We start from the raw sequence: 26,214 nt of genomic DNA on the forward strand, positions 1-26,214 counted from the left end.
AGGCACGATAAACAACGGCGTTATGTCACTATCGCGACGAACGAGCCCGGGTCAGAAGCCGAACACCTGCAAGGCCGGAGTCCGCCGCCTTGCGTTGCTAGGCCGAAATTATGAGGCAGGCGTCTTTGGCCGCGACACCAGCTCGATCATCCTGCCTTCGTCCTCATCCGGCATCGCCGCTTTCGCCTGCGCGTAGGCCTCGACTGCGGCGCGCGCGACTAGCGGCTTGCCCGCGAGCAGGCTCTCGGCGAGCTTCACGGCATAGGCGGCATCCTTGTGCCGCAGCGCTGCGGTGAAGGTCGCTCCGGAAAAATCCCGGGCGACCATGCGCTTGGAGTGACGCGCGACCTGCGGGCTTGCCGCGACGCCTGCCTGGATCGATTCCAGCACCAGGTTCATGTCAAGCCCGGCCTGCTCGGCAATCGCAAGGCCCTCGGCGAGGCCGGCGATCTGGATCGCACCCATGAGATTGTTGATCAGCTTGTAGACCGTGCCGGAGCCGACCGCGCCGAAATGGCGGATGGTCGAGCCGATCGGCGTCAGATAGGGCCGCGCGCGCTCGAGATCGGCCGCGTCGGCGCCAACCAAGAGCGTCAACTTCCCGGCCGCCGCCGCGTCCGGCAATCCCGTCACGGGGCAGTCGATGTAGATCAGCCCGCGCGCATTGAGCTCGCGGCCCATCTCACGGGCGTGGTCATAGGAGACGGTGGAGCATTCGATCGCGATGGTGCCGGCCTTCGCCGTCTTGGCGGCGCCGTCAGGCCCGAGCCAGACCGCGCGCGAGGCCTCGTCGTCGGCGACCATGGTCACGACCGCGTCGGCATCGATCGCGGCATCTTCCGGCGAGGTCGCCCAGATCGCGCCGCGCGCGATCAGGTCCGCGGCCTTTGTGTTGTTGCGATTCCACACCGTCACGGTGAAGCCGGCATCGAGATAGCGGCCGGCCATGCCATGGCCCATCCGCCCAAGCCCGATGAAGGCGACGCGGGACATGGCTAGTCCACGTCCTCGACGTCGCCGGCCGTTGTGCCGAACGCGCGCTGCGCCAGCGTCGCGGCCATGAACTCGTCGAGCTCGCCGTTGAGCACGCCCGATGTATCGGAGGTCTGCACGCCCGTGCGCAGATCCTTCACCATCTGATAGGGCTGCAGCACGTAGGAGCGGATCTGGTGGCCCCAGCCGATGTCGGTCTTGGCGGCCTGGTCGGCGGCGGCCTTCTCCTCGCGCTTCTTCAGCTCGATCTCGTAAAGACGCGCGCGCAGCATGTCCCAGGCTTGCGCCCGATTCTTGTGCTGCGAGCGGCCGGCCTGGCAGACCACGGCGACGCCGGTCGGGATATGCGTCAGGCGCACCGCGGATTCGGTCTTGTTGACGTGCTGGCCGCCGGCACCGCCCGATCGCATCGTGTCGACGCGGACGTCGGATTCCTTGATGTCGATCTTGATGCTGTCGTCGATGACGGGGAACACCTGCACGCTCGAGAACGAGGTGTGCCGCCGCGCGTTGGAATCGAACGGCGAGATGCGCACCAGGCGATGCACGCCGGCTTCGGTCTTCAGCCAGCCATAGGCGTTGTGCCCGGAGACCTGGATGGTGGCCGACTTGATGCCGGCCTCTTCGCCCTCGGACTCTTCGAGGTACTCGACCTTGAAGCCGTGGGTTTCGGCCCAGCGCGTGTACATGCGCAGGAGCATCTGCGCCCAGTCCTGGCTCTCGGTGCCGCCGGCGCCGGCATGGACTTCGAGATAGGAATCGAAGCGGTCGGCCTCGCCCGACAGCAGCGCCTCGAGCTCGCGCCGCGCCACTTCCTTCTTGAGGTTCTTCAGCGCAGCTTCGGCTTCGGCGACGACGCCGTCATCGCCCTCGGCCTCGCCGAGCTCGATCATGCCGATGTCGTCTTCGAGCTCCTGCTCGACCTTGCCGATTCCGCTGAGCGCATCCTCCAGCGAGGTGCGCTCCTGCATCAGCTTCTGAGCTTTCTGGGGATCGTTCCAGAGGTTGGGATCTTCTGCGAGCTTGTTCAGCTCAGCGAGGCGCGCCGTCGATTTCTCGACGTCAAAGATGCCTCCTCAGCAGCCCGACCGACTGCTTGATCTCTTCTACCAACCGTTCGATTTCGGCGCGCATGTTGTTCTCTGTCTTGCGGAATCCCGCGTGCAGTTCGAGAGGGGATGTAGCGGCGGCAGCCGCAAAGCGCAACTGCCCGAACCGTGATCGTCGGTCTTATCCGCGGCCTACCACAACCCGCCAGTGCCCGGCCGGAAGAGGAAGCCGGAATCCGGCTGCTGCTGCTGCACCGGCATGCCGCGTCCGTCGGCGTCGGCAACGCCGATGACCGAATAATTGTCCGGCGGCGCCGTGCCGGGCTTGAAGGCTTCGAGGATGGTTCCGCCGGTCTCGCCGGGGCCGGCGCGCATGCCGGTCTTGGCGACGACGCGGACGAGCTTGATGCCGGCGGGCACCTTGAACGGGACCGCAGGCTTGTCGGCGAGCGCGAGCTTGAGGAAGTCGCGCACGATCGGAGCGGCGAGATGGCCGCCGGTCGCGGCATTGCCCTTACCGAGCGGGCGCGGCTTGTCGTAGCCCATGTAGACTGCGACTGCGATGTCCGGCGAGAAGCCGACGAACCAGGCATCCTTCGCCTCGTTGGTGGTACCGGTCTTGCCGGCGACGGGCTTGCCGACCTCCTTGATCACCGTGGCCGTACCGGACTGCACCACACCCTCCATCAGCTCCGTGATCTGATAGGCGGTCATGGAATCCAGCACCTGCTCGCGGCGGTCGATCAGCTGCGGCTCGGGCTGGTTCTTCCAGCCGCCCGGCGCGTCGCAGCCGCGGCATTCGCGCTGGTCGTGCTTGAAGATGGTGCGGCCGTAACGGTCCTGGATGCGGTCGATCAGCGTCGGCTTCACGCGGCGGCCGCCATTGGCGAGCATCGAGTACGCCGTGACCATGCGCATCGCCGTGGTCTCGCCGGCGCCGAGCGCGTAGGAGAGATAGTTCGGCAGTTCGTCATAGACGCCGAAGCGGCGGGAATATTCGCCGATCAAGGGCATGCCGATGTCCTGTGCGAGGCGCACCGTCACGGTGTTGAGCGATTGCCGTAGCGCATTGCGCAGCGTCACCGGTCCCTGGAACTTGCCCGAGGAGAAGTTTTCAGGCCGCCACACGCCGGCGCCCTGCCCCTGGTCGATCTCGATCGGCGCGTCGAGCACGACGGTCGAAGGCGTGTAGCCATTGTCGAGCGCGGCCGAATAGACGATCGGCTTGAACGACGAACCGGGCTGCCGGTAGGCCTGCGTGGCGCGATTGAACTGGCTCTGGTCGAACGAGAAACCGCCGACCATCGCGAGCACGCGGCCGGTCCAGGGATCCATCGCCACCATCGCGCCGGAGACTTCCGGAATCTGGCGGAGCCGGTACTGGCCTTCGACGGGGTGACCGTCCTTGTAGAGCGGATCGGCATAGATGACGTCGCCGGGCTGGAGCACCTGCGACACCGCTGTCGGCGTCTTGCCTCTCGTGCCACCCTGCAGCGCCCGCGCCCAGCGCACGCCGTCGACCGTGACGATGCCGGTCTCGCGCTGCTTGCTCACCGCGCCGCCGAGCTCGCGGCCAGGCTGAAAGCCGATCCGTGCCGACTGATCGCTGGTCTCCAGCACCACCGCCATGCGCCAAGGCGAGATGTCGGACAGCGACTTGATCTCGGCGAGCTTCACGCCCCAGTCGCCCGAAATGTCGAGCTTGCTGATGGCGCCGCGATAGCCCTGCTGCTCGTCGTAGTTCACGAGGCCGGCGACCATGGCCTTGCGCGCCATGACCTGGATCTTCGGATCGAGCGTGGTGCGAACCGACAGGCCGCCCTCGTAGAGCTTCTTCTCGCCGTAGCGCTCGAAAATGTCGCGGCGGACTTCCTCGGCGAAATATTCGCCGGCAAAGGTGTGGGCGCCGTTGGAACGGCTGGTGACGGCGAGCGGCTCCTTGCGCGACTTGTCGGCGTCGGCCTGCTTGATCCAGCCGTTTTCCAGGAGACGATCGATCACGTAATTGCGGCGCTCGATGGCGCGGTCGCGGTTGCGGACCGGATGCAGCGTCGCCGGCATCTTCGGCAGCGCCGCCAGATAGGACGCTTCCGCCACTGTCAGCTCGTTCACCGACTTGTCGAAATAGACCAGCGAGGCCGCCGCGATGCCGTAGGCGCCGAGGCCGAGATAGATCTCGTTGAGATACAGTTCGAGGATCTTGTCCTTCGAATAGGTCTTCTCGATGCGCATCGCCAGCAAGGCTTCCTTGATCTTGCGGGAGAAGGAGACCTCGTTGGTGAGCAGGAAGTTCTTGGCGACCTGCTGCGTGATCGTGGACGCACCCTGCGGACGGCGGTTCGAGCCGTAGTTCTGCAGATAGAGCAGGCCTGCGCGCGCCATGCCGGTGTAGTCGATGCCGCCATGTTCGTAGAAATTCTTGTCCTCGGCCGCGAGAAAGGCGTTGATCACGAGCTTCGGCACCGCCTGGATCGGCAGATACAGCCGCCGCTCCTTGGCGTATTCGCCGACCAGCGAACCGTCGACCGCGTGCACACGCGTCATCACCGGCGGCTCGTAATCCTGAAGCTGAGAGTAGTCCGGCAAGTCTTTGGAGAAATGCCAGATCAGGCCTGCCACGGCCCCGACGCCAACAAGGAACACCACTGTTCCCGCGGCGAACAGGAAGCCCATGAACCGCACCAGCAAGCGCATTATCTGTTTATCCGTTCAAACTCTGGATCAGCCCAGTATCAGCCCTTTGGCACACAAAACGGCACCAATCTCACGTCGCGAATTCACCGGCTTACGCAATCACATCGAGGCCGGACTTAAGACGCTTGCCGAACAGGTTCTCGCCGATTCCGGAACCCTCTACCGGTTTCTATAAAGCGTCCGCTGTGGCCAAACTAGGGCCTTTGGGCCGGGACGAACAAACCGGCTCAGTTCGACGTCCCGGCCGTGGCCATCCGCTTGGTCAAAAATCCGTCGATCGCCTGGGCCATCGAGCCCACGGCGCGGGACCGCCAGCCCTCGGAGACCAGGTGCTCGAGATCTGCCTTGTTGGAGACGTAGCCGATCTCGACCAGCACCGATGGCACGTCGGGCGCCTTCAGGACCCGGAAGCCGGCGGATTTCAGAGGATGCTTGTGCATCCGCACGGTCTGCTTCATTTCGCTCATCAAATGGCGAGCAAAACGGTTTGAAAAGGTGCGGGTTTCCCGCTGTGTGAGGTCGATCAGGATGTCGGCGACGTCGGTCGGCTCTTCCGCGAGGTTGAAGCCGGCGATCGCATCGGCGCGGTTCTCCGCATCCGCCAGCCGCTGGGCCTCGGCGTCGGAGGCCTTGTCGGAGAGCGTATAGATGGTCGCGCCCTGCGCATCCCCTTCCGCCCGCGGCAGCGCATCGGCGTGGATCGAGACGAACAAGGCCGCCTTGAGATTGCGGGCGATCTTGGTGCGGTCATTGAGCGGAACGAAGGTGTCGTCGTCCCGCGTCATGACCACGCGGTACTTGCCGGCTTTTTCCAGCTTGTCGCGGAGCGCCAGGCCAAAGGCCAGCACCAGGTTTTTCTCGCTCTCGCCGCTCGACTGCGTCCCGTTGTCGATGCCGCCGTGGCCGGGATCGATCACCACCACCGGTCGAGTATCACCCTTCTGCTGCGCGCCATCCGGGGCCGCGGCGCTGGGAACCGTGGCAGGCGGCGCTTCAGCGATCGCGGGCCGCAGCTCGGGACGGTTTTCGGGGCCACGTGACGACACGAAGGCGGTGCGGTCGACCTCCTCCAGCTCGAGCACGAGCCGGGCCGGTTGGCCGTTGGCCGCCTCCAGCACGTAGGATTTGGCGATCTTCGCCGGTCCGGACAGGTCGAACACGATTCGCGAGCCGCCGGGCATGACGAGCCCGTAGCGGAAGGCCTTGACCAGCCCCCGCCCCCCACTTCCGGTCCCCGCGGGCAGCTGAAAATTGACCTGCGGCACGTCCACCACCACGCGGTAGGGGTCGGCCAGCGTGACGGCGCGGAAGGTGACGGTCTGGTCGAGGTCGAGGATGAAGCGGGTCTGCTTGCCGTCGCCGGCCAGGCGGGCGGCCGAGGCGACCGGAAAATTCGCCGCAACCGCAGCAGGTTGCAGCCGGCTCTCCGCAGCGATCAGGCGCGCGGAATCGGCACAGGGCAATGCCGCAGTGCACAGCAACACGCCCCCCAGCAAAATCCGTCGATTTGTGCGGCTCGCCACCGATTCCGTGCCTCCGAGCAGCTCTCTTAACGCAATAGAACCACAGGGTTAATCGATCCTTAATGACGGAAACGCGAAACTCGGCGACTGTGACCGCCGTGCGACGCTCCCTTGCACGGATGGCTCATTCCTCGTATGTACGGAATGCTGACGGCCGATATTTCCGGTTGTGTCGCATTCAGCCTCCCGGTGCAGCGCCGGAACTCTCAAGGTTTGAGAATTCCAGCGTTTTCCGCTTCCCTCTATGACCAGCGCGGTGCGCGGCAGCGAGGTGGAGCGGGTCAAGCCCCGGCGGCGGACGGTCTCGGGCTACCACTCATGTTGCCGGGACGGTTCTGACAGCGGCGTAACCCATTACCCGGTCCCTTGATCCCAAGGGGGCGGTTCGTGATCCCCAAGGCGAGCGCGCGCGCGCCGTGCCTGGCCAGCAGCAACTGATTGAAGGGCGGCCTCGCCGCCCAGTGTTTCATACGGGCCGACGCTTGATGCGCCAGACTGTGCCGACGAAATCTGAAGGAGCATTCGCGACGCTGCGGAGTGACAATCCCGTGCGTCGCAATGGTCCTGAAGCTTCCGGTTCGGCAAGGCGCGAGAGACGGCGTTTCGGCCTTCCCCTCAGCCCCGAATCAGGTGGACCGTCGCGTCACCCGCCGGCGCGATACGCGCCCACGGCTTATCGCGTCCGCCGCCGCCAAGAGTTAAGACATGCCCAACAAGATGTTGATCGATGCCACCCACCCGGAGGAGACCCGGGTCGTCGTGGTCCGCGGCAATCGCGTCGAAGAGTTTGATTTCGAGACCGCGCAACGCAAGCAATTGCGCGGGAATATCTACCTCGCCAAGGTCACAAGGGTCGAACCCTCGCTCCAGGCCGCTTTCGTCGAATATGGCGGCAATCGCCACGGCTTTCTCGCCTTCAGCGAAATCCATCCCGACTACTACCAGATCCCGGTCGCCGACCGGCAGGCGCTGATCGAGGCCGAGGAACAGGCCCATCGCGAGGCCGAGGAAGAAAGCGAGAACCGCTCGCACGGCCGTCGCCGCTCGCGGCACCGCAACGCCCGCCGCCGCGGTCATGGCGAGCGCGTGCGCAGCGACATCGTCGAAGGTCTCGAAGCCGGCGCCGATCCCGCCGCCCAGCCGGTCGACGGCGCCGCGCTGCCGGAGCATGCCGAGGGCGAGCATCTGCACGCCGATAGCGAGCATCACGGCGAGCACGAGGGCCACGATCATGGCGACCACGATCATGGCGACCATGATCATGACGAACATCGTCATGCCCGCGATGACGAGCACCATCACGCTCACGATGATGCCCACGGCCGCGAGGACGAACGCGATCATCACGATCATGAACACGCCGACGAGACGCCCGCGCCTGTCGCGGCGGTCGGCGCCGAGCCCGCGGTCGAGACCGTTGCCGAGCCGCAGCCGGCTCCAACCTTCGAGACTTCCGCTCCCGAGGCTCATGCCGCGGAAGCGCAGGCGGAGCCTCTGGCGGAAGCCGTGACATCGGCCGCCGAACCGGCCGATGCCGTCTACGCCGCCGGCGAAAGCACGGAAGCCCCGCAAGCGGACGCCGGGGAAGCAGCCGAGGAGGACGACGAGGACGAGGACGGCGAGGATGCCGAAGAGGAAGTCGTCGAATCCGTCGGCGGCGACGACGTGCTGGAGGAAGTGCCGGAGCGCACCTTCCGCCCGCGCCGCCAGTACAAGATCCAGGAAGTCATCAAGCGCCGCCAGGTGATGCTGGTGCAGGTCGTCAAGGAAGAGCGCGGCAACAAGGGCGCGGCGCTGACGACCTATCTCTCGCTCGCCGGCCGCTACGCCGTCCTGATGCCGAACACCGCACGCGGCGGCGGGATCAGCCGCAAGATCACCAGCGCGCAGGATCGCTCGCGCCTGAAGGAAGTGGTGCAGGACCTCGACGTGCCCGAGGGCATGGGCATCATCCTGCGCACCGCGGGCGCCGCCCGCACCAAGCCCGAGATCAAGCGCGACTTCGAATATCTGATCCGGATGTGGGAGACGGTGCGCGACCTCACGCTGAAATCGCAGGCCCCGACCCTCGTCTACGAGGAAGGCTCGCTGATCAAGCGCTCGCTGCGCGACCTCTACAACAAGGAGATCGACGAGATTCTGGTCGCCGGCGAAGCCGGCCACCGCGAGGCCCGCGACTTCATGAAGATGCTGATGCCCGCCAATGTCGGCGCGGTGAAGCAATATCGCGACGGCCAGCCGCTGTTCTCGCGCATGGGCGTCGAGAGCCAGCTCGATGCGATGTTCTCGCCGACCGTGCAGCTGCGCTCCGGCGGCTACATCGTCATCAACCAGACCGAGGCGCTGGTCTCGATCGACGTCAACTCGGGACGATCGACGCGCGAGCACCATATCGAGGACACCGCGCTCAAGACCAACATGGAAGCGGCCGAAGAGGTCGCCCGCCAGCTGCGCCTACGCGACCTCGCCGGCCTGATCGTCATCGATTTCATCGACATGGACGAGAAGCGCAACAACCGCGCGGTCGAGCGCAAGCTGTCCGATTGCCTCAGGCAGGATCGCGCGCGCATCCAGGTCGGCCGCATCTCGCATTTCGGGCTGCTCGAGATGTCGCGCCAGCGCATCCGCGCCAGCGTGCTGGAATCCTCGACCGATCCGTGCCCGCATTGCGGCGGCACCGGCCACGTCCGCTCGGTGTCCTCGGTGGCGCTGCAGCTCCTGCGCGGCCTCGAAGAGATCCTGATGAAGGGCGCCACCCACAATCTCGTGGTCCGCACCCGCACCGACGTCGCGCTCTATGTGCTGAACCACAAGCGCGGCCATCTGCGCGATCTCGAGAACGGTTTCAAGGTCACGCTGTCGGTGATCGCCGACGCGAGCGTCAGCGGCCCGCAGGCCTATGTGATCGACCGCGGCGAGCAGGTGCATACGCTCGAAGCCGCCAAGGCGCTGCTCGTTGCGCAAGCCGCTGCGAGCCCGCCGCCACCGGCCGAAGAGGCCTATGACGACGAGGACGTCTTCGACCTGGAGACGGAATCCGAGATCGAAACCGACGAGACCGAAGGCCTTGCCGACGAGCAGGGCGGCGGCGAGGCAGCCTCGGAGCAGGACGGCCAGCGCCGCAAGCGCCGGCGCCGCCGGCGCGGCCGCGGCGGCCCGCGCGAAGGAGAGTTGCGCGAGGATACGGCGCCGACCGTGCCTGAGCCCGCGATGATCGCCGGCGAAAGCGAGGAGGAGACCGAGGCCGAGCAGGACGGTGAGGAAGGCGAGGAACAGGCCGCCCGTGGCGAACAGCAGGGCAGCGGTGATCGCCGGCGCCGGCGTGGTCGCCGCGGCGGTCGCCGCCGTCGCGGTAGCGGCGAGGAAGGTCTTGCCGGCTCCATCAGCGACGAGCTCGGCACCAACGCGCCGCCGGAAGCTGCCGATGCAGTGGCCGATTTCGACGGCCTCGGCAGCCAGGCTTCGCCCTCGATCGCGCAGGCCGAGCCGACCGGCGAGCCGCAAGTTGCCGAGCCTGAGCCGCACGCCGAGATCCGGACCGAGGCGCCGGCCCAGCCGGAGCCCGCTCCCGCCGCGACGACCGCAACGCCGGACGAAGAGCCAGCCGGCGACAGGGCCGCGCGGCGCCGCTCCACCGTGCGCGAAAAGGTGAGCTTCCTGGCGAACAGCCAGGCGGAGCCCGCAACGCCGGCGGCGGAGGCGACCGAGCCGGTTGCTGCACCCGCGCCGGCACCTGAGCCCGCGCCGGAGGCGGCAAGCGAAACCCCGGCCGCCCCACGTCGTGCCGGCTGGTGGTCACGCCGTTTCGGCGGCGGCGAGTAAAGGGACAAATAGAATTGAAACCGCCCGGCCCAACCGGGCGGTTTTGATTTGATGAGGTCAGCTGCGATGCAAAGCGCGATCATTCTCGGCGGCGGCATGGTGGGCGTGGGCGCCGCGCTGCATCTGCAGCGGCGCGGCTGGTCGGTGACGCTGGTCGATCGCAGGGAGCCGGGCCGCGAGACCAGCTACGGCAATGCCGGAATGATCCAGGCCGAGGCGGTACGCCCCTATCCGATGCCGCGCGACCTCGCTTCGCTCTTGAAGATCGCGACCGGCCGCACCAACGACGTGCGCTACAGCCTCTCTTCGCTGCATCTCCACGTCGAGCCCCTGCTCCGCTATTGGTGGCATTCGGCGCCGAAGCGGCATCGCGAGGCGATCGAGGCCTGGGCACGGCTGATCGCCTACGCAACGGCCGAGCACGACACCCTGATCCGCGAGGCGCATGCCGACAATCTCATCCGCCGCGCCGGCTACCGAGCGCTGTTTCGCGATCGCGCTTCGTTGGATCTCTCGATCAAGGCGGCGGAAGAAGATCAGCGTGAATTCGGCGTGAACTATCGCGTGCTGTCGGGCAGCGAGCTTGCCAGAGCCGAGCCGATCCTGCGTGACGATCTCCCGGGAGCGATCCATTGGCTCGACACCTGGACCGTGTCCGACCCCGGCGCGCTGGTCACGGCCTATGCCGAGTTGTTCGCGCGCCTCGGCGGCAGGATCGTGCTCGGTGATGCGCAGTCGCTGCGACAGACCGCGACCGGCTGGTCAGTGGACACCGACCAGGGCCGCATCGACGCTGCCCACGCCGTCGTGACGCTCGGGCCGTGGTCGCCTGATTTATTGTACAAATTCGGCTATCGCATCCCGCTGGTGCGCAAGCGCGGCTACCACATGCATTACAGCGGCGGCGCTTCGCTCGACCTTCCGCTGGTCGACAAGGCCCGTGGCTACGCCATGGGGCCGATGGCCAAGGGCATCCGCATCACCACCGGCGCCGAATTGACCGGCGCGGACGCACTCGCAACACCAGTGCAGCTCGCCAGCGCCGAAGCCTCGGCGCGCGAGCTGATCGACCTCGGCAAACGGGTCGAGCCGGATCCGTGGTTCGGCACGAGGCCCTGCACGCCCGACATGCTGCCGGTGCTCGGCCCCGCCCCGCGCCACCCCGGCCTCTGGATGAATTTCGGCCATGGCCATCAGGGCTTCACGCTGGGCCCTGCGACCGGACGCCTGCTCGCGGAGATGATGAGCGGCGAAACGCCTGCGGTCGATCCCACGCCGTATCGGCCCGAGCGATTTTAGCCCACAGAAGAAGGGCTGATCGAGCAGTTCGATCAGCCCTATTGCTTTAAGTCTGATAGCGCAGCTCGCGCTGCCAGAGCCCGATCAGTCCGTGGTGATCGCCGTCTCCATGTCGGTCGGATCGATCTCCTTGGCGAGATTGGCGTTGAGCTTGTCGCGGTCGAGCTCGCCTTCCCACCAGGCGACGATCACGCAGGCGACGCCGTTGCCGCACAGATTGGTCAGCGCCCGGCACTCGCTCATGAACTTGTCGATGCCGAGCACGATCGCCATACCCGGCACGAGGCGCGGATCGACCACCGCGAGCGTCGCCGCCAGTGTGATGAAGCCGGCGCCGGTGATGCCGGAGGCGCCCTTCGAGGTCAGCATCGCCACGACCAGGATGGTCATCTGCTGGGCGAAGGAGAGTTCGACGCCGAGCGCCTGCGCGATGAACAGCGTCGCCAGCGTCATGTAGATGTTGGTGCCGTCGAGGTTGAACGAATAGCCCGTGGGCACGACGAGGCCGACCACCGACTTGGAGCAGCCGAGCCGCTCCAGCTTCTCCATCAAGGACGGCAGCGCGCTTTCCGAGGATGAGGTGCCGAGCACGATCAGCAGCTCGTCCTTGATGTAGGCGAGGAACTTGAAGATCGAGAACCCGGCCATGCGCGCGATGAGGCCGAGCACGACGAACACGAACAGCGCAGCCGTGACGTAGAACGTCGCGATCAGACCGAGCAGATTGAGGATCGCGCCGGTGCCGAACTTGCCGATCGTGTAGGCCATCGCACCGAACGCGCCGATCGGCGCCGCGCGCATCACGATCGAGATGACGCCGAACACCGCGTGCGCGGCATCGTCGATGAAGCTGCGGATGGTGTGGCCGCGCTCACCGAGGCTCATCAAGGCAAAGCCGAACAGCACCGCGAACAGCAGCACCTGAAGGATCTCGCCTTGCGCGAAGGCGCCGACCACGGTGTCCGGAATGATGTGCAGCACGAAGTCGACGGACTTTTGTCCAGCGGCCTGCTTGGCGTAATTGGCCACCGCCGCTTCGTTTGCCGCTCCGCCACCGAAGCCGGACCCCGGCTTGACGAGATTGCCGACGACGAGGCCGAGCACCAGCGCGAAGGTCGAGACGACCTCGAAATAGACCAGCGCCTTGACGCCGATGCGTCCGACCTTCTTGGCGTCCTGGATGTGGGCGATGCCGGAGACCACGGTGCAGAAGATGATCGGGGCGATCACCATCTTGATCAGCTTGATGAAGCCGTCGCCGAGCGCCTTGATCCAATCGTTGGTGGCGACGGACGGCCACAGCCATCCGACGATGGCGCCGAGCACGATGGCGATCAGCACCTGGATGTAGAGGACTTTGTACCACGGCTTGGCGGCGGGCGGCGCGACCGGCGCCTCCGCTATTGTTGTCGTCGTCATCGTTTCACTTCCCCTCAAAGCGCTGGGCCAGCCAAGATCAACTTGGCCGGCCCGTTAATTGGAGCTGCAAATTGTGGCAGGTTTAACCGCGGCGATCGACGATGCGGCGCGCGGCCGGCATCAACGCCGCGCCGAGCGCATTCTTGACCAGCGAACCCGCAATGAACGGCACGATGCCGACCTGCCAGGCTTTCGCTGCGCCGAGACCGAGGCCAAAGGCCAACCAGCCGAAGCCGGCGCCAAGAATGACCACATGGCCGGCGGCCATCGCTGCAAACAGCAGCACGACGCTGCGATCCCAGCCGCGCTCGGCGAGCCAACCGGTCACGAAAGCTGCCACAACGAAACCGAACAGATAGCCTGCGGTCGGCCCGACGAGCGGCGCGATCCCACCCACAGGGCCTGCAAACACCGGAAGTCCGAGCGCGCCCTCGGCGAGGTAAGCGATCATGGTTGCGCTGCCAAGGCGCCAGCCATAGGCGGCACTGATCATCAGCACCACCAACGTCTGCAGCGTCATTGGCACGTAGGGCAGCGGCAGATTTACCTTGGCCGACAGCGCCATCAGCGCGGTGCCGAGCGCAATCAGCACGACGGCACGCAGCGTGCCGACGGCTTCGCCCGGTTGCGTCGGCCACATCAATGCGGCGAGAGAGGAATGTGGCGTTGCCGCGGACGGGGTGGAACGGTCAGGCACGTCGAACTCCGGAGGGCTGTCGAAACTGGCGGCTATTTAAGCCAGTGAGCGATCCGGTCAACTGCCTCCCGCATCTCATCGAGCGAGCGTGCATAGGAAAAGCGGATGAATGAACGGCCCTGGACAGGATCAAAGTCGAGGCCGGGCGTTGTCGCCACGCGCGCCTGCTCCAGCATCTGCTTTGCGAATTCGAAACTGTCCGAGGTGAAGTCCGAGACGTCGGCATAGAGATAGAAGGCGCCGTCAGCCGGCAGGAATTTCGTCAGTCCGGCCTTGGGCAAGCCATCGATCAGGACACGCCGGTTTTCCTGATAGCCGTGCTTGATCGCCTCCATCTCGGCCGCGCCGTCGAAGGCGGCCTCCGCTGCGATCTGCGACAGCGAGGGCACCGAGATCGAGAGGTTCTGCTGCAGCCGCTCGATCGGCCGCACCAGGATTTCAGGCACCACCATCCAGCCGACGCGCCAACCGGTCATGCAAAAATACTTCGAGAACGAATTGATCACGAGCGCGTGCTCGGACAGCGCGGCCGCCGTCACGGCCGGCAACGCGTAATCGAGCCCGTGATAGATCTCATCGGAGATGAAGCGGATGCCGGCATCTTCCGCCGCCGCGATCAGGCCGGCGAGCGCTTCACGGGACATCATCGTGCCCGTCGGATTGGCGGGGCTGCCGACCAGAACACCCTTCAGCGGCGCCTTGCGATGCGCTGCGAGCAGGGCCTCGCCGGTCAGCGCGTGCCGCGTTTCGTTCGTGGTCTCGATCAGCACCGGCTCGCAGCCGAGCGCGGTCAGAATATGTCGATACGGCGGATAGCCCGGCACCGTCACGGCGACGCGATCGCCAGGTTCGAACATCGACAGAAAGGCCAAGATGAAGCCGCCCGACGAGCCCGTCGTCACCACGATCCGCTCGGGGCTGACATCGCAGCCATAGGTGTCGCGATAATGGCGCGCGACGCGCGCGCGCAGACTGGGGATGCCGAGCGCGGACGTATAGTCGATCCGTCCGGCCTCGAGCGCCGCATGGGCGGCCGCGATCGCGGTCCTGGGGGCGCCGGCCGCGGGCTGGCCGACCTCCATATGGATCACATGACCGCCGGCCGCCTCGATTCGGGCCGCCGCGGCCATGACGTCCATCACCATGAACGGGGGAACATCGCTGCGGCGGGAGGGCTCGAGCCACTGCCCCAACCGGTTCCTCAATGTCGCGTCGCGCATCGATTTCTGCTATTGGCTGGCGAACCGGTCCGTCCGGTCCGTAAACGGGGCGCTTGTGCCCCAGACTGGCCGCATTGTACGGCTCATAAGGGCACCGCTCACAAGGGCATATCGCGTATCCGGTCCGCCGCCAATCACCAAAACCAATCACTGAACTGCTTGACCAAGATCACTTGACCGAGCCCCTTTTGACCAAGACCGCTTGATGTCGCTCCAGATCGCATTGCGCAAGAAGGCCTCCGCCCTCACCGCTCTCGTCACGGCCACGGCGATCGCGCTGACGCCGTTCTCGGCCGCGCGCGCTCAGGCCAAGGGGCCGCCGGTCCTGCGCGACACCGAGACCGAGCAGCTGCTGCGCGAATACACGCGTCCGATCCTGCGCGTTGCGGGTCTGGAGAAGCACAACATCCAGATGGTGATCATCAACGACGGCTCGTTCAACGCCTTCGTCGCGGATGGCCGCCGCATCTTCGTCAACTGGGGCGCGATCCTGCAATCGGAGACGCCGAACCAGATCATCGGCGTGCTCGCGCACGAGACCGGACATCTGGCGGGCGGCCATCTGTCCAAGCTGCGCGAGCAGCTCGCCGCCGCCCAGACCCAGATGATCATCGCGATGCTGCTCGGCGCCGGCGCGATTGCGGCCGGCAGCACGCAGCGCAGCAGCGTAGGCAATAACGGGCTCGCCAATGCTGGCGCGGCCGCCATCGCCGCTCCGCAGGAGGTGATCCGCCGTACGCTGCTGTCCTACCAGCGCCAGCAGGAGGAGAATGCCGACCGCGCCGGCGTGAAGTTCCTGGCTGCGACCCAGCAATCGCCCAAGGGCATGTACGAGACGTTCAAGCGCTTCACCAGCGAGAGCCTGTTCGCTGCGCGCGGTGCCGATCCCTACCTGCAGTCGCATCCGATGCCGGCCGAGCGCGTCGCCGCGCTACAGGAGTTCGCAAGCTCCAGCCCCTACTGGAACAAGAAGGACGATCCCGCGCTCCAGCTTCGGCACGACATGGTCCGCGCCAAGATCTCCGCCTTCATGGAGCGGCCGGAGACGGTGTACCGCCGCTATCCCCAGACCAACGACAGCCTGCCGGCGCGCTATGCCCGCGCCATCAGCACCTATCTGCACGGTGATCTACGCAGCGCGCTCGCCCAGATCGACGCGCTGATCCAGGTGCAGCCGAACAACCCGTATTTCTACGAGGTGCGCGGCCAGGCGCTCCTGGAAAGCGGCAAGGCGGCCGAAGCGATCGCTCCCTTGCGCAAGGCCGTCGCCCTCTCGAACAACGCCCCCCTCATCGAGATGTTACTTGGGCAGGCTCTGGTCGGAACCGATAATAAGGCCTACACCGACGATGCCGTTCGGATTCTCCGCGCCGCGGTGGCCCGGGAGCCCGAGGCGGCGCTCGGTTATACCCAGCTCGCGATGGCCTATGGCCGGAAGGGAGATTATGCGGAGGCAGATCTCGCCTCGGCCCAGGCCGCATATTTGCGCGGCGACAACAAAACCGCCCGCGAGCTTGCCACGCGCGCGAAAACACGTTTCGCCGTCGGCACCCCCGGATGGGTCAAGGCCGACGACATCGTGGCGGCGAAGCCGCCGCGCAACTGACGCAAACTCGAACGACGCCCGACCACGACGTCACGACACCGGGCTTGAATCCGCCGGGACGTTCTCGAAACCTGCTTTGGATAAGAGGATTTGACTATGCCTTCGCTGCGCCTGCTCGCTCCTGCCCTGTTCGCGCTCGCCATGTTCGGCGCAGCCGTGCCCGCCTCGGCCGACAGTTTCTCCGACAGCCAGCGCACCGAGATCGAGAAGATCATCAAGAACTATCTCGTCAGCCATCCCGAGGTGCTCGAGGAGGCCATGGCCGAGCTCAGCAAGCGCCAGGCCGCGGCCGAAACGCTGAAGCACCAGGCCAGCATCGCGCAGAACGCCGAGGCGATCTTCAACTCGCCGCGCCAGGTCGTGCTCGGCAACAGGGACGGCGACGTCACCTTCGTCGAGTTCTTCGACTACAATTGCGGCTATTGCAAGCGCGCGATGGACGACATGCTGACCATCATGAAGGGCGATCCGAAGCTGAAGGTGGTGCTGAAGGAATTTCCGGTGCTGAGCCAGGGCTCGGTGGAAGCGGCGCAGGTCGGGGTCGCCGTGCGCATGCAGGATCCCTCCGGCAAGAAATATCTCGACTTCCATCAGAAGCTGCTCAGCGGCCGCGGCGCCGCCGACAAGGCCCGCGCGATGCAAGCCGCCAAGGAAGCCGGTCTCGACACGGCTCGCATCGAGAAGGACATCGCCAGCCCCGAGGTGCGCGCCACCCTCGAGGAGAATTTCAAGCTCGCCGAAGCGATGGGCATGAACGGTACGCCGAGCTACGTGATCGGCAAGCAGATCGTGATCGGTGCCGTCGGTGTTGAAAGCCTGAAGGAGAAGATCGGCATTGCCCGTTGCGGCAAGGCGACTTGCTGATCACAGTTTTACGATAGCGAGAACACAAAAAGGCCGGCAGACATGCCGGCCTTTTTTCTTGCGCTGAACGTTGGCGCCTTCGTGCAAAGTCATTCATCTGGCGTTCAACAAACAAAAGCCGCGGAACAGTCGAAGTTCCGGAACAACTCAAATCCCCTTTCGTTGTCGGCGCGGGCAATGACGCGAATGAACACGTGAGGAGAATTTCGATGTTGAACCGCTTTATGATTTCGGTTGCCGCAGTCGCGCTCGTCGCGGGCACTGGCCTCGCGAACGCGCAGGGCAATATGGGCCGCGACAGCGGCGGCGGCGCCGGTGGCGCGCAGATGCAGCAGTCCCAACCCTCCGGCGGCGCAGCCGAGCGCGGCGGGTCGATGGGCCGGGATTCCATGAGCCATGACAAGGGGACCGTTGGCCAGGCCAGCGGCTCCGGCGCGATGAAGTCCGAAGACAAGTCCGGCGCGATGAAGGACGAGCGCCCCTCGGGCGGCGCGATGAACAAGAACGCGGCCGAGGACAAGTCTGGCACCACCAAGGGCCAGCGCACCGACGACCGCGCGCAGGGTCAGATGGACAAGTCCCAGCAGGACAAGTCCAAGAGCATGAGCCAGGACACCAGCAAGTCCGGAGCTAAGGACCAGAAGGACATGAAGGCCGAGGGCAGCAAGAGCGGCACCTCGACCACCGAGACCCAGAAGGGCACCGGCACGAGCACCAACCAGAATGTCCAAGGCCAGACCGGCACGAGCACGAACCAGAACGCGCAGGGCCAGACTGGCACCAGTTCGACCCAGAACGTCCAGGGCCAGAGCTCGACCACGGTTGGCCAGGCGGGCGCCGCTGCCAAGCTCTCGACCGAGCAGCGGACCCAGATCACCTCGGTGATCCGCGAGCAGCGCGTCGCCCCGGTGACGAACGTGAACTTCTCGATCTCGGTCGGCACCCGCATTCCGCGGGAGGGCATCACCCTTCACGCCCTGCCGTCGCGGGTCGTGTCGATCTATCCGGAATGGCGGAGCTACAAGTACGTCCTGGTCCGGGAAGAGATCGTGATCATCGATCCGGACACCTATGAGATCGTGGCCGTCCTGAACGTCTAAGGCCGGACACCGGCAAGCTCTTGGGGGCGGGCAGCGATGCCCGCCCCTTTGCATGCACCCGGCAGCCATGCTTCAGCCTGGTTAACAAGCAAATTCCGTAGTTTCCGCACAGGTTTTTGCGCACTGGATGAGGTGGCTGACCCCGCCCCTGAGGCCCTTCAAGGCTTCCCCTCACGCGCTTTGTTACCTATAACCCCCGCCACGCCGAAACACCTCTTTCCGGGATTGGAATGGCCGAACCTGCAACCGACACGATCCTCGTCCTGAACGGGCCGAACCTCAACATGCTGGGGACCCGCGAGCCCGACAAGTATGGCCATGCGACGCTGGCCGACGTCGAGGCGCTGTGCCGGGACACGGCCGCGACGTTCGGCCTGAAGGCGGACTGCCGGCAATCCAACCGCGAAGGCGAGCTGATCGATTTCATCCACGAGGCGCATCGGCGCAAGATGAAGGGCATCATCATCAATGCCGGCGGCTATTCCCACACCTCGATCGCACTGCACGATGCGCTGCTCGCGGTGCAGATTCCGACGGTCGAGGTGCACGTGACCAACATCCACGCCCGTGAGAGTTTTCGTCACCATTCCTACACTGCGCGCGCGGCTTTCGCCTCGCTCTGCGGTTTCGGCATCGAGGGCTACCGCCTCGCCATCCAGGGCCTTGCCGCCAAGCTCGGCATCAAGCCCAACGCCTGACGCTCCCTTCCAACAGTACATTCGGATCAAACAACATGGCGCGCCAGCCAGACGACAAAGCAGCCGCAAAGTTTTCCAGCGAGGATTCCGCGCTCGTCCGCGAGCTGGCACTTCTGCTCGATGAGACCAGCCTCACCGAGATCGAGATCGAGCGAGCGGGTCTGCGCCTGCGCGTCGCCCGCAACATCAGCGTTGCCGCGACCATGCCGATGCAGGTGACGGCTCCTCCGGCCGCCCTGCCGCTGGCAGCAAGCCCCGCGGTCCCTGCCGCGGCCGATCTGTCGAAGCATCCCGGCGCCGTGACCTCGCCGATGGTCGGCACGGCCTATTGGGCGCCGGAGCCGGGCGCAAAGCCGTTCATCGACGTCGGCGCCAAGGTCTCGGTCGGCCAGACCCTGCTGATCATCGAAGCCATGAAGACGATGAACCAGATCCCCTCGCCGCGCGCCGGCACGGTGACGCAGATCCTGGTCGAGGATGGCCAGCCGGTCGAGTACGGCGAGCCGCTGGTGATCATTGAGTGACGCGAATGGGGAATAGCGAATAGCGAATGGCGTCAGCCTTCCCTACTCGCCATTCGCCACTCGCCATTCGCTGCAGGACAACATGTTCGACAAGATCCTCATAGCCAACCGCGGCGAGATCGCCCTTCGCATCCTCAGGGCCTGCAAGGAGCTCGGGATCGCCACCGTCGCCGTGCACTCCACCGCCGACGCCGATGCCATGCATGTGCGGCTGTCGGACGAGAGCGTCTGCATCGGGCCGCCGGCGTCCAAGGACAGCTATCTCAACGTGCCCGCCCTGCTCGCGGCCTGCGAGATCACCGGCGCCGATGCCGTGCATCCCGGTTACGGCTTCCTCTCCGAGAACGCGCGCTTTGCGGAAATCCTCGCCGAGCACAATCTGCACTTCATCGGTCCGAAGGCCGAGCACATCCGCCTGATGGGCGACAAGATCGAGGCCAAGAAGACCGCCAAGCGCCTCGGCATCCCCGTGGTGCCCGGCTCGGACGGCGCCGTCGGTCCCGACGACGATGCGATGGCGATCGCGAGGAAAATCGGCTTCCCCGTGCTGGTGAAGGCGGCGGCGGGCGGCGGCGGCCGCGGCATGAAGGTCGCGCACAGCGAGGCCGACCTGCAGCTGGCGCTGTCGACGGCGGCCAACGAGGCCAAATCCGCCTTTGGCGATGCTTCCGTCTATCTGGAAAAATACCTGCAGAAGCCGCGCCACATCGAGATCCAGATCCTCGGCGATGGCCGCGGCGGCGCGATCCATCTCGGCGAACGCGACTGCTCGCTGCAGCGGCGCCACCAGAAGGTCTGGGAGGAAGGCCCCTCGCCCGTGCTCGCTGCCGCCGCGCGCGCCAAGATCGGCGAGACCTGCGCGAAAGCGATGCGCGAGATGAAATATCTCGGCGTCGGCACCATCGAATTCCTGTTCGAGGACGGCGAGTTCTACTTCATCGAGATGAACACCCGCATCCAGGTGGAGCATCCCGTCACCGAGAGCATCACCGACATCGACCTCGTGCTGGAGCAGATCCGCATCGCCGCCGGCGGCGACCTGCCGGCCAGGCAGGACGAAGTCCAGGTCATCGGCCATGCGATCGAGTGCCGCATCAACGCCGAGAATCCGCAGACCTTCCGCCCCTCGCCCGGCCGGATCCTGCAATATCATCCGCCCGGCGGCCTCGGGGTGCGGATCGATTCCGCCGTCTACCAGGGCTACACGATCCCGCCCTATTACGACTCCCTCGTTGGCAAGCTGATCGTGCACGGCAAGACCCGCGCCGAATGCCTGATGCGGCTGCGCCGCGCCTTGGACGAGATGGTGGTCGAGGGCATCGAGACCACGCTGCCGCTGTTCCGCGCGCTGGTGCGCGAAGCCGACATCATCAACGGCGACTACCACATCCACTGGCTGGAGCAGTACCTGGCCGGCAAGGCGGAACCAGTGCCGCGATAATCACATGCTCTCATGGAACCCCTTGCCTCTAATCGCGTTCTGGATGGTTGGGGCAGTTCCAAGGGGGCGTTTTGAACTCCATTGCCTGCAGACAGGTGAACCGTCGTGACGGCTGAAGGCCAGCGACGGCGCGCATTCTGGCAGATCCTGCTGTTCGCGGCGGGCCTTTTGGTGCTGACCGTGATCAGCGCCGGTTCCGTCTACCTCGTCAACAAGGCGCGGGAGGATAGCAAATGGGTGGTTCACACCATCGAGGTGGAGAACCAGATCAATGCCCTGCTGCTGGAGATCCGACGTGCAGAGAGCGGCGCCCGTGGCTACCTGTTGACCGGGGAAGACAACTTCAGGACTGACCATGAAAAGGCCGTGGCCGCCATCATCCCGGCCCTCGACAAGCTCACCCGCCAGAGCGTCGACAATCCGGGGCAACGCGAGAATGTCGAGAAGCTGAGCACGGCGATTGAAACCCGGCTCAGCCAGTTCGCGCAGGAAATGGCCTTCATTCGGCAAGGCCAGGCGGACAAGGCCACGGCACTGGTGCGTGAGCTGGCAGCCCAGGACGCCACGGCGAGGATCGCCAGCGTCGCCAACACGATGATGCGGGAGGAGGAGCGGCTGTTCCGCCTCCGCACGACCAACTCCGACCGCAGCCAGACCCTGGCCGCCTCGATGACCGGAATCGGCTCCGGCCTCGTTGTGGTGCTGGCGCTGATCTCGATCTGGCTGGTGCGGCGTTCGGCACGCGTGCGCGACGAAGCCGAAGCGCGCCTGCGCGAGGCCTACGCCAACCTCGAGACCGTCGTCGACGAACGCACGGCGGACCTGCGCGAGGCCAACGACGAAATCCAGCGCTTTGCCTATATCGTCAGCCATGATCTGCGCTCGCCACTCGTCAACATCATGGGCTTCACCAGCGAGCTCGATGAGCTCGGCGGCGACATCTTCCGCCGCATCGGCAGCCTCTCGCACGCCCCCGCGGAAGGAGCGCCGCTCGCGCCCGCCGCGCCGGGCGAGATCGCGCTCGAGGGCGGCGACAAGCAGCTCCAGGAGGATTTCTCCGAAGCGCTCGGCTTCATCAAATCGTCGATCGCCAAGATGGACCGGCTGATCTCGGCCATCCTCAACCTCACCCGCGAGGGCCGGCGCGAATTCCAGCCGGTGAAGGTCGACACGCGCGAGCTGATCGAGGCCATCGTGACGACGCTGGCGCACCAGGCCGCCGAGGCGCAGGCCGAGATTCACGTCGAGCCCCTGCCGGACCTCGTGAGCGACCGTCTCGCCCTCGAGCAGATCTTCTCCAATTTGATCGACAATGCCATCAAATATCTCAAGCCCGGCGTGCCCGGCGAGATCAGAATCCGCGGGCGGACCAAGCTCGGCTACGCTATCTTCGAGGTCAGCGACAACGGCCGCGGCATCGATCCCAAGGACCACCAGCGGATATTCGACCTGTTCCGCCGCGCGGGAACCCAGGACAAGCCCGGCCAGGGCATTGGTCTTGCCCATGTGCGTGCACTTGTGCGTCGCCTCGGCGGCACCATGTCGGTATCATCGGAACTCAACACGGGCAGCACCTTCACGATCACGCTGCCGATCGCCTGGAACGTGAGCAACCGGAACAGAGATCGATGACCCAGCCTGTCACCATCATCATGGTCGAGGACGACGAGGGCCATGCCCGTCTGATCGAGCGCAACATCCGCCGCTCGGGCGTCAACAACGAGATCGTCTCCTTCACCACCGGGACCGACGCCATGCGGCACCTGTTCGGCGCCGACGGCTCCGGGCTCGTGCAGAAGGGCAACGCGCTCCTGATCTTGCTCGACCTCAACCTCCCCGACATGACCGGGATCGACATCCTGAAGCAGATCAAGGAGAACAAATACCTGAAGGCCTCGCCCGTGGTGGTGCTGACCACCACCGACGATTCCCAGGAGATCAAGCGCTGCTACGAGCTCGGCTGCAACGTCTACATCACCAAGCCCGTCAACTACGAGAATTTCGCCAACGCCATCCGGCAGCTCGGTCTGTTCTTCTCGGTCATCCAGGTCCCGCCCGCCGCCACATGAACCAGCGCACGCCGACACTGCTCTACATTGACGACGACGGGGCGCTGGCGCGCCTGGTCGATCGCGGCCTGACGCGGCGCGGCTTCCGGGTCGTCCATGCCGCGAGCGGCGAGGAAGGGCTCGCGCGCATCCGCCGTGCCGCCGCCCAGAACAGCACCGAAGGCGGCATCGACGTCGTCGCGCTCGATCAGTACATGCCGGGCCTCGACGGGCTCGAGACGCTTGAGCAGATCATGGCGATCCCGGACGCGCCGCCCGTCGTGTTCGTGACCGCCTCGCAGGATTCCAGCATCGCGGTGACGGCGCTCAAGGCGGGAGCGGCCGACTATCTGGTCAAGGACGTCCAGGGCGACTTCATCCCGCTCCTCCACGTCGCGGCCGAAGGCGCGCTACGCCAGGCCGAGCTGCAACGGGCGCGCGAGGAAGCCGAGGCCGAGATCCACGCCTCGCGCGACCGCTACGCGGCGCTCGCCGCCGAACGCGAGCTCCTGCTGCGCGAGGTCAACCACCGCGTCGGCAACTCGCTTCAGATCATCGCCTCGCTGCTGCACCTGCAGGCAAGCTCCGCCGCGCAGGATGAGGTCAAGGCGGCGCTGACCAACGCGATGGGTCGCGTCGCCGCGGTGGCCCAGGTGCACCGCCGCCTCTACACCTCGCAGGACCTCAAGAGCGTGGTCCTCAATCAATATCTGGACTCGCTGCTCGAGGATCTCAGGCGGTCGGCCGAGGGCAACCGCATGTCGCGCCTGACTTTGAAGGCCGAGCCGATCGAGATCGATCCGGACCGTGCGGTCGCCGTCGGCATCATCGTCAACGAGCTGGTGATGAACGCGGTGAAATACGCCTATCCTGACGGCGCCGGCCCGATCCATGTCGAGCTGATCTCGCAAGGCGACGACCTCCTGCTCTCGATCACCGACGACGGCGTCGGCGACAACGCCAAGGCCGATCCGCGCTCCACCGGCATGGGCCAGCGCATCGTCGCGGCCATGGCCACCAAGCTCGACGCCACGGTCGAGCGCGATCCCGCGCATTCCGGAACCCGGGTCGTGCTGAAGTTCGGCCGCATGCTCGCAAGCGTCGGCAAAACCAGCACCGCTGCCGCGAGCTGAGCGGTCCGGCGCACCCATCGCAACTGCATTGCGATCCTGCTATGATGGCAAGCCATGACTTCGCGCGACTCCGCCCCGTCTGAAATCACGCCGGCCGTGCTGCTGCGCGCTTATGCCTGCGGCATCTTTCCGATGGCGGAAAGCGCCGACGATCCGACCCTGTTCTGGGTCGAGCCGGAGCTGCGCGGTGTCATCCCGCTCGACGGCTTCCGCGTCGCCTCGCGCCTTGCGCGCACGGTGCGCTCGGATCAGTTTCGCGTCACCGTCAACACCGCGTTCAAGGCGACCATCGCCGGCTGCGCGGCGCCGCAAGTGGGCCGCGAGGACACCTGGATCAACAAGCGCATCCGCGACCTCTATGGCGGGCTGTTCGAGCTCGGCCATTGCCACAGCGTCGAAGCCTGGCAGGGCGACGAGCTCGTCGGCGGTCTCTACGGCGTCAGTCTGGGGCGGGCCTTCTTCGGCGAGAGCATGTTCCACACCGTGCGCGATGCCTCGAAGGTCGCGCTGGTGCATCTGGTCGCGCGGCTCATTCACGGCGGCTTCGAGCTGCTCGACACCCAATATGTCACCGAGCACCTGAAGAGCTTCGGCGCCGTCGAGATCTCGCGGCGACGCTACACCGCGCTGCTCGACAGGGCGCTGGCCGGCGAGCCCGGCGATTTCCTGAAGCTCTCCGCCGGCGAAGCGATCCCGGGCGCAAGCGCCCTCGAAATCATCGCCTCGCGGCAATAACCAGCGACCGGACTGGCGGTCAGGAGTCGTTCACCTCTCCCGAAGGGAGAGGTCGGAGCGCATCGTAGATGCGGTCCGGGTGAGGGGTTCAAGTCTCACGGAGTGCCTCAGCCCCTCACCCGGATTGCTCAGGCGCGCAATGCGCGCCATAGCAATCCGACCTCTCCCCGTCGGGGAGAGGTGAAGAGCCCGCCGAACCCAACTCCATCAGGTTAGCGGCCAAATCCGGGGATGCCGAACAGGCCTGGGCGCTGCTCCGGTGGTGGCGGCGGTGGCGGCGCCGGTTGCTGCTGCTGGATCGGCGGCAGCGGCTGCGGCGGGCGCTGCTGCACCTGCTTGGGCGCGGCCTTCTTCTGCGCGGGCGGCGGTGGCGGCGGCTTGGCCGCGGCCGGATCCGGTGCCGCCGTCGCCACAGTCTGCTGCGGCTCTTTGCAGTCGGTCAGCCAGATGTCGTAGATCGGATGCTCGACGCCGTGCAGGCCGGGGCTCGCCGCGTACATCCAGCCCGAGAAGATCCGCTTCACCTCGCCCTGCAAGGTGATCTCGTCGACCTCGACGAAGGCGTCGGTGTTGGCCGCTTCAGTCGCCGGACGCGTGTAGCAGGCGTTGGTCTTGACGCGGAGCGCACCGAACTGGACGGTCTCGCCGATCTCCTCGTCGAAATTGATGATGCGCCCGGTGATCTTGTCGAGGCCGGAGAAGGTCGCCTTCTTGTTCACGATCTTCTGGGCCGGCGGCTCCGTTACGACCTCGTCGCCCGGCTGGAGGCTGGCCGGCGTCTGCGGCACGCCGCCCTTCTGCTGGGGCTGCCGCTGACCGGGCGCTCCGGGAGCGCCTTGCGGACCCGGCGGATTGATCGCGGCCGAGGGCGGCTGGTTCGGCGGCGCGAGGGTCGAGCCCGGCGGCGGTGCTAGGGGCTGGGTCTCGACCGGCCCGGGCATCACGTTGCCCTGCCGGCCCGGAGGCGGCGGCATCGGGCGCGACGGCAGCACCCGGCCCTGCGGCGGCAGCTCCGGCACCTCTTCGTCGTCCTCGGGCATCTGCTGCGGCTGGGGCTGGCCGCGCGGAATGCTGCCGGGCGGCCGCAGCGGCGGCGGATCGGAGAAGATCGTGCCGATCTGCGCACTTGCCGGCGTCGCAGCCGTCAGTGCGGTGGCGGCCAAAAGCGCCGCAAGACCGGTCAGGGAAAAGGTTTTGAACATTTCGCGCGGCTTCAACAGCGAATCGGGCTCGTTGGACATTCTACAGGGGATACCGCCGCTCGCAGGCCTTCCGGTTAACACGCCGAATACGGCGGGGGAAGGGCGGCATCCCTGCCCTTCCCGGCCCGGTCTGGCCAGGCCGGCTCC

20 protein-coding genes are annotated in these 26,214 nt (G+C 66.0%); 12 read left to right on the plus strand and 8 right to left on the minus strand.

The features are described from left to right. Positions 1–108: 108 nt before the first annotated feature. From ACM43_RS35970 to ACM43_RS35985, 4 genes are all read right to left on the minus strand, one after another. Positions 109–993 (minus strand): NAD(P)-dependent oxidoreductase, encoded by an 885-nt coding sequence (locus ACM43_RS35970; RefSeq protein ID WP_271546717.1) that lies wholly within the window; start codon positions 991–993, stop codon positions 109–111. Positions 994–995: 2 nt separating this feature from the next. Beyond that, a protein-coding gene (gene prfB, locus ACM43_RS35975) for a peptide chain release factor 2 (RefSeq protein WP_100213427.1) occupies positions 996–2,127 on the minus strand; the annotation gives its coding sequence in 2 pieces (ribosomal slippage) (positions 996–2,057 and positions 2,059–2,127; 1,131 coding nt in all). A 107-nt stretch (positions 2,128–2,234) separates the two neighbouring features. Continuing rightward, positions 2,235–4,736 (minus strand): penicillin-binding protein 1A, encoded by a 2,502-nt coding sequence (locus ACM43_RS35980; protein WP_157285912.1) that lies wholly within the window; start codon positions 4,734–4,736, stop codon positions 2,235–2,237. A gap of 227 nt (positions 4,737–4,963) precedes the next feature. Then, positions 4,964–6,259: an N-acetylmuramoyl-L-alanine amidase gene (locus tag ACM43_RS35985; RefSeq protein ID WP_271546719.1), complete on the minus strand. Its 1,296-nt coding sequence runs from the start codon at positions 6,257–6,259 to the stop codon at positions 4,964–4,966. A 705-nt stretch (positions 6,260–6,964) separates the two neighbouring features. On the opposite strand from ACM43_RS35985, the gene ACM43_RS35995 reads away from it, so the two are divergent. Beyond that, positions 6,965–10,081, plus strand: coding sequence for an Rne/Rng family ribonuclease (locus ACM43_RS35995; RefSeq protein WP_442869366.1), 3,117 nt, complete (start codon positions 6,965–6,967; stop codon positions 10,079–10,081). A gap of 66 nt (positions 10,082–10,147) precedes the next feature. After that, positions 10,148–11,380, plus strand: a complete 1,233-nt coding sequence (locus ACM43_RS36000) for an NAD(P)/FAD-dependent oxidoreductase (protein ID WP_271546725.1) — start codon at positions 10,148–10,150, stop codon at positions 11,378–11,380. 84 nt (positions 11,381–11,464) lie between these two features. On the opposite strand, the gene ACM43_RS36005 is transcribed toward ACM43_RS36000, so the two are convergent. From ACM43_RS36005 to ACM43_RS36015, 3 genes are all read right to left on the minus strand, one after another. Next, complete coding sequence (locus ACM43_RS36005; RefSeq protein WP_157285915.1) at positions 11,465–12,799, minus strand: dicarboxylate/amino acid:cation symporter; 1,335 nt, start codon at positions 12,797–12,799, stop codon at positions 11,465–11,467. A gap of 82 nt (positions 12,800–12,881) precedes the next feature. After that, positions 12,882–13,439 carry a biotin transporter BioY gene (locus ACM43_RS36010; protein WP_271547263.1) on the minus strand — a complete coding sequence of 186 codons (558 nt, stop codon included), beginning with the start codon at positions 13,437–13,439 and terminating at the stop codon, positions 12,882–12,884. 89 nt (positions 13,440–13,528) lie between these two features. Then, positions 13,529–14,716, minus strand: a complete 1,188-nt coding sequence (locus ACM43_RS36015) for a pyridoxal phosphate-dependent aminotransferase (RefSeq protein ID WP_271546727.1) — start codon at positions 14,714–14,716, stop codon at positions 13,529–13,531. A 205-nt stretch (positions 14,717–14,921) separates the two neighbouring features. Here ACM43_RS36015 and ACM43_RS36020 point away from each other — a divergent pair, with 205 nt between their 5' ends. The 10 genes from ACM43_RS36020 (at position 14,922) to aat (ending at position 24,865) form a co-directional block, all read left to right on the plus strand. Further along, positions 14,922–16,322 (plus strand): M48 family metalloprotease, encoded by a 1,401-nt coding sequence (locus ACM43_RS36020; protein ID WP_036022887.1) that lies wholly within the window; start codon positions 14,922–14,924, stop codon positions 16,320–16,322. A 96-nt stretch (positions 16,323–16,418) separates the two neighbouring features. Next, complete coding sequence (locus tag ACM43_RS36025) at positions 16,419–17,186, plus strand: DsbA family protein (RefSeq protein ID WP_271546729.1); 768 nt, start codon at positions 16,419–16,421, stop codon at positions 17,184–17,186. Positions 17,187–17,395: 209 nt separating this feature from the next. Next, positions 17,396–18,286 (plus strand): DUF1236 domain-containing protein, encoded by an 891-nt coding sequence (locus ACM43_RS36030; protein ID WP_271546731.1) that lies wholly within the window; start codon positions 17,396–17,398, stop codon positions 18,284–18,286. A gap of 230 nt (positions 18,287–18,516) precedes the next feature. Then, positions 18,517–18,984: a type II 3-dehydroquinate dehydratase gene (gene aroQ, locus ACM43_RS36035; RefSeq protein WP_157285922.1), complete on the plus strand. Its 468-nt coding sequence runs from the start codon at positions 18,517–18,519 to the stop codon at positions 18,982–18,984. A gap of 35 nt (positions 18,985–19,019) precedes the next feature. Then, positions 19,020–19,508 carry an acetyl-CoA carboxylase biotin carboxyl carrier protein gene (accB, locus tag ACM43_RS36040; protein ID WP_157285923.1) on the plus strand — a complete coding sequence of 163 codons (489 nt, stop codon included), beginning with the start codon at positions 19,020–19,022 and terminating at the stop codon, positions 19,506–19,508. An 82-nt stretch (positions 19,509–19,590) separates the two neighbouring features. Further along, positions 19,591–20,949, plus strand: coding sequence for an acetyl-CoA carboxylase biotin carboxylase subunit (accC, locus tag ACM43_RS36045; RefSeq protein WP_271546738.1), 1,359 nt, complete (start codon positions 19,591–19,593; stop codon positions 20,947–20,949). Positions 20,950–21,054: 105 nt separating this feature from the next. After that, positions 21,055–22,581 carry a sensor histidine kinase gene (locus tag ACM43_RS36050; protein ID WP_271546740.1) on the plus strand — a complete coding sequence of 509 codons (1,527 nt, stop codon included), beginning with the start codon at positions 21,055–21,057 and terminating at the stop codon, positions 22,579–22,581. Then, entirely contained in the window at positions 22,578–23,018 is a 441-nt protein-coding gene (locus ACM43_RS36055) for a response regulator (RefSeq protein ID WP_036000093.1), read from the plus strand. Before ACM43_RS36050 ends, ACM43_RS36055 begins: the two co-directional genes overlap by 4 nt. Next, positions 23,015–24,130 (plus strand): sensor histidine kinase, encoded by a 1,116-nt coding sequence (locus ACM43_RS36060; RefSeq protein WP_271546743.1) that lies wholly within the window; start codon positions 23,015–23,017, stop codon positions 24,128–24,130. Before ACM43_RS36055 ends, ACM43_RS36060 begins: the two co-directional genes overlap by 4 nt. Positions 24,131–24,184: 54 nt before the next feature. After that, positions 24,185–24,865: a leucyl/phenylalanyl-tRNA--protein transferase gene (gene aat / locus ACM43_RS36065; protein WP_271546745.1), complete on the plus strand. Its 681-nt coding sequence runs from the start codon at positions 24,185–24,187 to the stop codon at positions 24,863–24,865. Positions 24,866–25,077: 212 nt separating this feature from the next. Here aat and ACM43_RS36070 read toward each other — a convergent pair whose 3' ends face one another. Beyond that, positions 25,078–26,106, minus strand: coding sequence for a DUF2155 domain-containing protein (locus ACM43_RS36070; protein ID WP_271546746.1), 1,029 nt, complete (start codon positions 26,104–26,106; stop codon positions 25,078–25,080). Positions 26,107–26,214 lie beyond the last annotated feature (108 nt).

Origin of the sequence: Bradyrhizobium sp. CCBAU 45321, from assembly GCF_028128975.1 — a bacterium.
Taxonomy (GTDB): domain Bacteria; phylum Pseudomonadota; class Alphaproteobacteria; order Rhizobiales; family Xanthobacteraceae; genus Bradyrhizobium; species Bradyrhizobium yuanmingense.

Excerpts from the sequence above, each read along its gene's own strand:
- ACM43_RS36025 (WP_271546729.1), top strand. The coding sequence starts at position 16,419 with ATGCCTTCGCTGCGCCTGCTCGCTCCTGCCCTGTTCGCGCTCGCCATG.
- ACM43_RS36005 (WP_157285915.1), bottom strand. The coding sequence starts at position 12,799 with ATGACGACGACAACAATAGCGGAGGCGCCGGTCGCGCCGCCCGCCGCC.
- aroQ (WP_157285922.1), top strand. The coding sequence starts at position 18,517 with ATGGCCGAACCTGCAACCGACACGATCCTCGTCCTGAACGGGCCGAAC.
- ACM43_RS36015 (WP_271546727.1), bottom strand. The coding sequence starts at position 14,716 with ATGCGCGACGCGACATTGAGGAACCGGTTGGGGCAGTGGCTCGAGCCC.
- accC (WP_271546738.1), top strand. The coding sequence starts at position 19,591 with ATGTTCGACAAGATCCTCATAGCCAACCGCGGCGAGATCGCCCTTCGC.
- ACM43_RS36020 (WP_036022887.1), top strand. The coding sequence starts at position 14,922 with ATGTCGCTCCAGATCGCATTGCGCAAGAAGGCCTCCGCCCTCACCGCT.
- ACM43_RS36055 (WP_036000093.1), top strand. The coding sequence starts at position 22,578 with ATGACCCAGCCTGTCACCATCATCATGGTCGAGGACGACGAGGGCCAT.
- ACM43_RS36070 (WP_271546746.1), bottom strand. The coding sequence starts at position 26,106 with ATGTCCAACGAGCCCGATTCGCTGTTGAAGCCGCGCGAAATGTTCAAA.
- ACM43_RS36010 (WP_271547263.1), bottom strand. The coding sequence starts at position 13,439 with ATGTGGCCGACGCAACCGGGCGAAGCCGTCGGCACGCTGCGTGCCGTC.
- ACM43_RS35970 (WP_271546717.1), bottom strand. The coding sequence starts at position 993 with ATGTCCCGCGTCGCCTTCATCGGGCTTGGGCGGATGGGCCATGGCATG.
- ACM43_RS36060 (WP_271546743.1), top strand. The coding sequence starts at position 23,015 with ATGAACCAGCGCACGCCGACACTGCTCTACATTGACGACGACGGGGCG.
- aat (WP_271546745.1), top strand. The coding sequence starts at position 24,185 with ATGACTTCGCGCGACTCCGCCCCGTCTGAAATCACGCCGGCCGTGCTG.
- ACM43_RS36030 (WP_271546731.1), top strand. The coding sequence starts at position 17,396 with ATGTTGAACCGCTTTATGATTTCGGTTGCCGCAGTCGCGCTCGTCGCG.
- ACM43_RS36000 (WP_271546725.1), top strand. The coding sequence starts at position 10,148 with ATGCAAAGCGCGATCATTCTCGGCGGCGGCATGGTGGGCGTGGGCGCC.
- ACM43_RS35995 (WP_442869366.1), top strand. The coding sequence starts at position 6,965 with ATGCCCAACAAGATGTTGATCGATGCCACCCACCCGGAGGAGACCCGG.
- ACM43_RS35980 (WP_157285912.1), bottom strand. The coding sequence starts at position 4,736 with ATGCGCTTGCTGGTGCGGTTCATGGGCTTCCTGTTCGCCGCGGGAACA.
- accB (WP_157285923.1), top strand. The coding sequence starts at position 19,020 with ATGGCGCGCCAGCCAGACGACAAAGCAGCCGCAAAGTTTTCCAGCGAG.